The organism is Lentzea xinjiangensis (assembly GCF_900110955.1).
Taxonomy (GTDB): Bacteria; Actinomycetota; Actinomycetes; order Mycobacteriales; family Pseudonocardiaceae; genus Lentzea; species Lentzea xinjiangensis.
Genome location: NZ_FOFR01000034.1, coordinates 52,672 through 61,947, shown reverse-complemented (window position 1 = coordinate 61,947; position 9,276 = coordinate 52,672). Strand labels below are relative to the sequence as shown.

Annotated in this window: 3 protein-coding genes; all 3 read right to left on the bottom strand. The window is 72.0% G+C overall.

The window, feature by feature from the left end; genetic code table 11:
* Nucleotides 1–100: 100 nt before the first annotated feature.
* A complete protein-coding gene (locus tag BMW88_RS39210; RefSeq protein ID WP_089961786.1) occupies nt 101–1,099 on the bottom strand; it encodes a carbohydrate kinase family protein in 999 nt (332 codons plus the stop codon).
* 2 nt (nt 1,100–1,101) lie between these two features.
* On the bottom strand, nt 1,102–2,301 hold the full coding sequence (metK, locus tag BMW88_RS39205) for a methionine adenosyltransferase (RefSeq protein ID WP_177221651.1): 1,200 nt from the start codon (nt 2,299–2,301) through the stop codon (nt 1,102–1,104).
* A gap of 108 nt (nt 2,302–2,409) precedes the next feature.
* The gene (locus tag BMW88_RS39200; protein ID WP_089961783.1) at nt 2,410–9,222 is read right to left on the bottom strand and encodes an SDR family NAD(P)-dependent oxidoreductase; all 6,813 of its coding nucleotides are present in this window, start codon (nt 9,220–9,222) and stop codon (nt 2,410–2,412) included.
* Nucleotides 9,223–9,276: the final 54 nt, after the last annotated feature.

Sequence of the window (9,276 nt, the reverse complement as noted above, 5' to 3'; positions counted from 1 at the left end):
TTGCGACCGAACTCGTGCAGCGACAAATCGGCCACTGCGAAGTCGATGCCGTTGCGGGTCTGCAACCGGTTCTCGGTCATTGCGAAGTCCTCCAGAGCTCTCAGGAAGCGAACTGTCCGGAGTGGACAGTTCGGAACAGGTCGGCTTCCGCCGCGGCCGCCGGCCCGTAGGCCTCGGCGAACCGGCCGGCGAACAGCGCGGGGTCCACCACGTACTCCTGCGAGCCCTGCGACTCCAGGACGAAGGTCGCGAGCGTGCAGCCGAGTTGCATCGACCGCTCGGCAGGCAGCCCCCGGTCGAGGCCCGCCAGGAACCCGGCGCGGAACCCGTCGCCGACCCCGGTCGGGTCCACGACCCGGCGGGCCGCGACGGCGGGAACGTGCACGGAGGGCAGGCCGGCCATCTCCAGCCGGACGCCCTTCTCGCCCATGGTGGTGATCCACGCCCCGACCCGGTCGAGGACCTCCGCCTCGGACCACCCGGTCTTGGACAGCAAGAGGTCGTGCTCGTAGTCGTTGGTGAACAGCCACGTCGCACCCGTCAGCAGGGAGCGGATCCGGGCGCCGTCCATCCTGGTGAGCTGCTGCGAGGGATCGGCCGCGAACGGGTGGCCGCCGCGCACGCACTCCTCGGTGTGCCGCAGCATCGCGTCCGGGTCGTTGGGTGAGATCAGCACGAGGTCGAGGCCCCCGAGCCTGTCCGCGACGGGCGCGAGGGCGATGTGGCGGGCCTCGGCCATCGCGCCGGCGTAGAAGGACGCGATCTGGTTCTGGTCCTCGTCGGTGGTGCACAGGAACCGTGCGGTGTGGCGGGTTTGCGAGACCAGCACCGACTCGGTGTCGACGCCGTGGTCCTCGAGCCACTCCCGGTACTCGGCGAAGTCCCGGCCGACCGCGCCGACGAGGGCCGGCCGGGAGCCGAGCAGGCCGAGCCCGAAGCAGATGTTGGCCGCGACGCCTCCCCGCCGCACGTCCAGCGTGTCCACCAGGAACGACAACGACACGGAGTCGAGCCGATCCGCGAGGAGCTGGTCGGTGAAGCGGCCGGGGAACACCATGAGGTGGTCGGTGGCGATCGAGCCGGTGACGGCCAGGCGCACGGTCAGCCTCCGTTCACGAGGTCGCGGAGGGCGTCGGCGCGGTCGGTCGACTCCCAGGGCAGATCGACGTCGGTGCGGCCGAAGTGGCCGTACGCGGCGGTCGCGGCGTAGATCGGGCGGAGCAGGCCGAGGTCGCGGATGATCGCGGCCGGGCGCAGGTCGAACACCTCCGTGATGGCCTGCTGGATCTTGGTCGGGTCGACGGTCTCCGTGCCGAACGTCTCGACGAACAGGCCGACCGGGGCGGCCTTGCCGATCGCGTACGCGACCTGGACCTCGACACGGCTGGCGAGGCCCGCCGCGACGGTGTTCTTGGCGACCCAGCGCATCGCGTACGCCGCCGAACGGTCGACCTTCGACGGGTCCTTGCCGGAGAACGCGCCACCACCGTGCCGCGCCATGCCGCCGTAGGTGTCGACGATGATCTTCCGGCCGGTCAGACCGGCGTCACCCATCGGGCCACCGATCACGAACCGGCCCGTCGGGTTCGTGAGCAGCCGCACGTCCGAGGTGTCGATGTTCAGCGGGTCGATCTCGGGCTGGACGACGTGCTGGCGGATGTCGACGCCGAGCATCTTCTCCAGGTCGATGCCGTCGGCGTGCTGGGTGGAGATGACGACGGTGTCGAGGCGGACGGGCTGGTCACCGGCGTACTCGATGGTGACCTGCGTCTTGCCGTCCGGGCGCAGGTACGGGAGGGTGCCGTCCTTGCGGACCGCGGCGAGGCGGCGGGACAGGCGGTGGGCCAGGGCGATCGGCAGCGGCATGATCTCGGGCGTGTCGGTGCACGCGTAGCCGAACATCAGGCCCTGGTCGCCGGCGCCCTGCTTGTCGATCTCGTCGGCGGCACCCTCGACCCGCTCCTCCAGGGCGGTGTCGACGCCCTGCGCGATGTCCGGGGACTGCGCGCCGATCGCCACGTTCACGCCGCAGGAGTTGCCGTCGAAGCCCTTCTGCGACGCGTCGTACCCGATCTCCAGGATCTTCTCGCGGACGATCGTGGGGATGTCGACGTAAGCCTCCGTGGTGACCTCACCGGCCACGTGGACCTGGCCGGTCGTGATCAGCGTCTCCACCGCCACGCGGGAACGCGGGTCCTCGGCCAGCAACGCGTCCAGGATCGAGTCGCTGATCGCGTCGCAGATCTTGTCGGGGTGTCCCTCGGTCACCGACTCACTGGTGAACAGCCTGCTGTTGGTCATCGCAAAGCGCTCCTTGAAGAGGGGTGGGGTTGCTGAGGACGGGCAGGCGGGAGCCACCGCGGTAGCCACCATCGGGAGCCGTCATTCGGGAGGCTCCCGCCTGCCCCGTCAGGACTGGGTGGCCGGCCGCGCCGCTTCCACGCCGTGCGCGTAGATCTCGTCGCACAGGCGGAGCACCTTCTCCAGCGACTGAGGCGCGGTCATGACGTCCGCGTGGCTGTCGGTGTCGACCACGGTCACGGAGAAGTCGTCGATCTGGCGCTCCCAGTCGCGCCAGTACTCGACGCCGTCGAGCCCGGGCAGCTCCGGGTTGTCGAAGAGCACCATGTAGTCCCTGAAGTCGCCGAAGAACCGGCCGCTGCGGTTGCGGAAGTAGTAGCAGGACACCGAGTCCGGCCGTGGCAGGCGCGACGTCACGTAGTGCTCGCCCTGCATGACCTCGAAGTACCGGGCGAGCTGGGTGACCTGCTTGCGCAGCTGCGCTTCGGTCTTGGTGATCCCCGCGGCCAGGGCCGCCGCGATGAGCGAGTCGAAGAACTCCGGGTAGGGCAGGCCCGGATCCACGTCGTCGCGGTGCAGGATCGGGGTCGTGCCGCTCCCGGCGTCCAGGCGGTTGTTGCCGAGCACGAGGTTGACCGCGCGGAACGCGGAGACCTTGGCCACCGCGTCCGGCTCGGTCCTGCCGCCCTGCATGATGGCGTTGACCTGGTTGGTCGCCGGAGCGTCCAGGGAGTCGAGCATGACGAGGGTGTTCACCTGCGCGCCCTGGAGCTGGAGCTGGCGCACGACCTCGTAGGCCAGCAGGCCGCCCAGCGAGAAGCCACCGATGTCGTAGGGCCCCTCCGGCTGCACGGCGCGGATGAGCGACGCGTAGTGCCGGGCCATCGGCACCTGCCCGCCGAGGATCTCGCCGGACCCGGCCCACCCCCTCGGCTGGATCCCGTAGAACGGGCGTCCGGAGCGGTCGGCCAGCGGCCGGTAGGACTCCACTCCCCCGTTGCCGTGGTGGATCCAGAAGACGGGCCTGCCCTCGCGGCCCCGGTTCATCTGGATGAGCTCGGGGTGGTCCTGCACCTCCACCACGGGCGCGGCCGTCGCGCCGACGGCGTCGAGGACGTCCCGCAGCGTCTCGCACTCGGCGATGACGTCCAACGACAGCGTGTCGTCGACGTGCTTCTTCAACTGGGACAGGAACTGGGCCATGAAGATCGAGTCGAAGCCGTGGCGCCGCAGGGGCACGTCGAGCTCCAGCTCCGCGGGGTCGAGGTCGAGGACGTCGGCCAGCAGTGCCGTCACGCGCTCGGCGACCGTGCCCGGAGCGGTGTCCCGCTCCGCGGGGACCGAGCGGGGTGCCTCGACCGGAACGGCCGCGGCCCTCGGCCGGCGGATGGCACCGTCGCTCTCGGCGACGAAGACCTGCTGTCCCACCGCGCTCTCGGCCGCGGTGAACGCTCCGCGGAAGCCCGCTTCGAGCAGCAGCCGCCGCCACCCGTCCGCCGTGGGCACCTCGGCACCGGGCCGCCTCGGCAGGAGGCCGGAGGTGAGGTGGCTGAGCAGGCCTCCGCTCACTTCTTCGGTGAGCAGCAGGATCCCGTTGGCGCGCAGGGCCGCCTTGGTGTGGCGCAGAGCGACGCGGACGTCCTGCGCGGCACTCCGCAGCCCGGCGGCGATGACGACGTCGAACGTGCCGGTCTCGACGTGTTGCCCGGCAGGCGGTTTCTCGATGTCGGACACGGTGCGGCGGCAGGTGTCGAGGTGGTCGCGCCACGGCTCCAGGCCGCGGAGCGCGGTGTCTCCGGCACCGCCGATCTCCAGCACCCGCAGCTCGGTCGTGGGATCGTCCGCCAGGCGGTGCCGCACGTAGTCGGCGAGCGACTCCGCCAGCACCCCGGTCACCTGCTCGGTGACCGGGTCGAGCACCTCGCCGGTTGCCGGGCGGCGACCCGTCAGAACCTCTCCCAGCGCGCGCAGAGCGGTGTCGGCGAGGAGAACGCGCGCACTGGTGGGCTCGTCGTCCGGCCAGGTGTCGCGCTGCCGGTCCCACTCCGCCCAGATCTCGCCGACGTCCTCCGGCGCGCCTTCGGCGCGGCGGTAGCGGCCATCGCGGTCACGGACCAGGAAACCGGCGTCCGCCAGCAGGTCCAGGGTGTGCCGCAACCAGTGGTCGTGCTGTTCGGTGATCCCGCCGCTCTCCCGCCACTGCACGGCGTCGCGAGGACCGTCTTCCTCGAACAACCCGAGCGAGCGCAGAACGGCCCAGGTGACCTTCACCAGTTCGGCGTCGAGTGCGCCGGTGTGCTCGCCGCCCCGTGCGCGGCTGTCCCGCAGGACGCCGGCCAGCTCCGGGGAGACGGGCGCGACGTGCTCGACCACGTCGTCGCCCAGGAGCCCGTCCAACGCGCGGGTGTTCGTCACCTTGATCAGCGCCAGCTGGGAACGCCGGCCGCCCATGAGCGTGTCGTAGGCGGCCATTCCCTCGGCGGGCTCGATCGAGCCGACCCCGCCCTTGGCCATCCGCTCGCGGTGGGCGTCGTCGGCGGCGACGCCCACGCCACCCCAGTAGCCCCAGTTGACCACCTTGACGGGGCAGGAGAGCCGGGTGCGCAGGTGCTCGGCGTAGGCGTCGGCGAACGTGCAGCCCGCGGCGTAGTTGGCCTGCCCGGGTGAGGTGAGGAACGACTGGAGCGAGGAGAAGAACACGACGAAGTCCAGTGGCTCGTCCGCGAACACCTCCGCGATGTTCACCGCCACCTCGGCCTTGGCCGCGTAGGTCGCGCCGAACCGCTCCTCGTCCATCCGCGCCAGGCTCTGGTCCCCGAGCACGATGGTGGAGTGCAGCACCCCCCGCACCGGGCCGTAGCGGCGCACGACCTCGTCACGGGCGCGCCGCAACGCCGCCGGGTCGGTGGCGTCGGCCTGGATGTAGTCGGGGGCGGGCCCGTGGGCCGAAAGCCGGTGGCGGAGCTCCTCGATCCTGTCGTCGAGCGGACGGCGGCCGATCCACACCACCCGCGCCTTGTACCGGCGGATCAGGTGCTCGGTCCAGACGACGCCGATGCCCCCGGCGCCGCCGACGGCCACGACCACGTCGTCCGGCCGCAGGTTCTCGTGCACGGGTCCGGCCGGAACGGGCTCGGTCAGCTCCAGCAGCCCCTGGCGGTACCACTCGCCGTCCCGGCGTGCCAGCAGCGCGCCGCCGGGCTGCGGGGCCAGCTCCAGCACCTCGTTCCACGGCACGGGCTCACCGGCGGGCACGTCCACCACCCGGACCGGCCACTGTGGACACTCACGGGCGAGCGAGCCGAACAGGCCGTGCGCGCCGGCCCCCGCCGGGTTCACCACCTCGTCGCCGGGGAGGAGCCGGGCCTGCCTGGTGATCACCGTCCAGCCGATCTCCCGGCCGTCACCACCGCTCGCCTGCACCGCCTTGACGAGGCGGAACGCCGTGCCGGCGGCCACCGGGTCCAGCACCACCACGTGCTCGGCGTCGGCCGGAAGGGCGGAGGTCAGCTCCTCCACGGTGCTCTCGGGGTCCAGCACCACAACGCGCGGCCGGAGCTCGCGGAACGCGGCCCGCTCCGCCGCGTCCCCGCCGAACAGCACCACCCGGGCCTGCTCGGCGGGCCATGCCGGGACGGGATCCACCCGGACGGCGTCCCACACCGGTGCCATGAGGCAGGTCCTGGCCTCCGCCGGGAGCGCGGGCGCCGGCAGGGCCTTGATGCTGAACCCGAGCATCCTCACGCAGACGAGCCCGTCGGCGTCGCAGACGTCGATGTCGAACCGGTGCACGTCACCACCGCGGTCCTCGGCGCCGCCGCGGACGACGACCCAGCCGTCCGCGGGTGTCGCGGCCCGCACCTGGACCTCGCGCACCGCGAAGGGCAGCGCGAGACGACCTTCCGCACCGGGGTCCTCACCGCTCCACGCGCCGAGGACGGCCTGGAAGGCGCCGTCGAGAACACTGGGGTTGAGCACCAGCGGCGACTCGGCCTCACGCGGAACGGTCAGCCGCGCCACCGCCACGCCGTCGCCGACGTGCAGGGAGCGGACAGCGCGCAGGGCCGGGCCGTAGCTCATGCCGAGGCGCTCGTAGAGCCGGTAGAACTCGCCGGAGTCCATGCCGCGCGCACAGGTGTCGAGCAGCCGTCGCACGTCGATCGTCTCGGTGGTCCTGGCGAGAGCCTCGTCGAGGTGTCCGACGCCTTGGGCGTGCACCGCCTCCGCGCCCGCCACCCGCACCGCGAACTCGCGCGCTCCCGAGCCGTGCGGGGGCGAGAGGCTCACCTCGACGCCGCAGCTTCCGGTGACCTCGATGGGCCGCAGCCAGCACACGTCACGCAGCCGCAGGCCGGTGACCGCGGCACCGGAGGTGAACGCTTCCCTCGCCAGTTCGAGGTAGGCGACCGCGGGCAGCACCGGAACCCCGCGCACGAGGTGGTCGCGCACGTAGAACTCGTTGCCGCTCAACACGTGCGGGCCGTGCGGTGCGGTGGCGGCGCGGGAAGCGCCGTCGGCGATCCAGAAGCGGCGCAGGTTGAACGGGTACGACGGCAGCGGGACGCGGCGCGGCGGGGTGTCGCCGTACAGCCGCCGCCAGTCGAAGTCGAAGCCACCGGCCCACAGTTCGAGCAGGCGCGACAACTTGCCCTTGGCGACCCAGGTGTCCATCGCGGCGGCGATGTCCTCGTCCGCGGCGAGCACCTTCCACAACCCGTTCGGCTGCGGGCTGCCCCGGTGCACGTGCCCCGGCAGCTCACCGGCCACGAACGCGCTCAGCACCTCCCGCAGGTCCTCCACGGTCCGCGCGGTGAAGGCGAGCCGTTCGGGCATCGCCACCCTGCCGACCTGGAGGGTGTACGCCAGGCCCGCCAGGTCGACGTCGGACGGCGTGCGGTCGTCGAGCCAGGACAGCAACTGCCGGGCGCGAGCCACCAGGGTGCCGGGTTCCCTGGCGGACAGCACGATGGCGAACGGCCCCTGCGCGGCGTTCGCGGTGGTGGTGGCGGCGGGCGCGCGGTACTCCTCGATCACGACGTGCGCGTTCGCGCCGCCGAAGCCGAACGAGCTGACGCCGGCCCTGCGCGGGAGCTCCCTGCCGTCGGCGTCGAGGGGCGCCGGCCAGTGCTGCCGTTCGCGCACCAGGAAGAAGGGACTGCCGTCCAGGTCGACGTACGGGTTGACGGTCTCGCAGTGCAGGCTCTCGACCAGGGTGCGGTGCCGCATCTGCAGCAGCACCTTGATCACGCCGGCGATGCCGGCGGACAGCTCGAGGTGCCCGATGTTGGTCTTGACCGTGCCGATGCCGCAGTGGGTCCCGCCGACCTCGGTCCCGAAGTCGGCGTAGAGCTGCCGGAAAGCGTCCCGGAGACCGTTGACCTCCACGGGATCGCCGAGCTTCGTGCCGGTGCCGTGCGCTTCGACGTAGCCGATCGTGCGCGGGTCGACGCCCGCCCGGCGGTGGGCGTCGAGGATCACCGCCGCCTGCGCCCTCGGGTTCGGCGCGGTCAGCGAGTTGGCGCGGCCGCCGTGGTTGACCGCGGTCGCACGGATCACGCCGTGGATGTGGTCGCCATCGCGTTCGGCCGCGGAGAGCTTCTTGAGCACGAGCATCCCGACGCCCTCGCCGCGGGAGTAGCCGTCGGCGCGGTCGGAGAACGACTTGCAGCGGCCGTCGTCGCTGAGCATCCCCGCCCGGCCGAAGCTGATGTGGCCGTCCGGCACGGGCACGGTGTTGACCCCGCCCGCCACCGCCATCGAGCACTCACCCCGTTCCAACGCGGTCACCGCCCGGTGCAGGGCGACGAGAGAACTGGAGCACGCCGTCTCGACCGGCTCGCTCGGGCCGTGCACGTCGAGGAAGAAGCTCATCCTGTTGGGGCCGATGGACGGCACGGTGGCCGTCGCGGCCACACCGTCCCCGCCACGCGCGTGCTGCTCGATCAACCGGTGGTACCCCGTGCCCGCGGTGCCCACGATGATGCCCAGATCGCTGCCGGCCAGCGAGGAGGCCGCGTAGCCCGCGTCCTCCAGCGCCTTCCACACGTGCAGCATGAGCAACCGGTGCTGGGGATCCATCAACCGCGCCTCGCGCGGCGCGATGCCGAAGAACTCCGGGTCGAAGTCGGCGACACCGTCCACGAACCCGCCCCACTTGACGGTCGTGCGGCCCTCCTCCGCGAACGGGTCGCCGTACAGCTCCCGCCAGTCCCAGCGGTCGGCGGGCACCTCGCTGATGCAGTCGCGGCCCTCGTGGAGGTTGTGCCAGAAGGCGTCGAGGTCGTCCGCCTGCGGGAAGCGACAGCTCACCCCGATGATCGCGATGGCGTCCGTCCCCCGGTCCTCGGCGGCGGGAGCCTGTCGCGGAAGTGCCGCGGGTGCGGGGGCAGGCCGCGCCGGTGCCACGGGCTCGGAGACGGGTGACGGCACCACGGGCGAGGCCTCTTCCCGCGCCACCGGAACGGTGGCGGGGCGCAGACCGAGGCGGGCGGCGAGCCCGGAGCCGTGCTCGTCGGCGATGTGCGCCGCCAGCGCGCGCAGGTTCGGGTGGTCGAACATCGTGGTGGGCTTGATGTCGACGCCCAGCGCGTCGTTGACCATGCTCGCGAGCTGGGTGATGATCACCGAGTCGAGCCCGTACTCGCTGAGGTCGACGTCGACGTCCAGGTCGTCGGCGCTGACCTTGAGCAACTGCCGGACCTTGTCCGCCAGGACGTCGCACACCCGGTCCCGCAGCACCTCCGGGTCGACACCGGACGGCACCGCGGGTCCGGCCTGCTCTGCCTCCTGCGGCTGTTCAGCCTTCTGCGCCTGCCCAGCCCCCTGCAACTGCCTGGCCAGGCGTACCGCTTCCGCCTTGCCGATCCGCCCCTGGCTGACCAGTTCGTACAGCTGGGTCACCGAGGTGACGCGGTGGCTCATGTCGGGCTCCGTTCGCGTTCGGGGAAGTACCGAGGCGCCGCAGGGGCAGGAGGC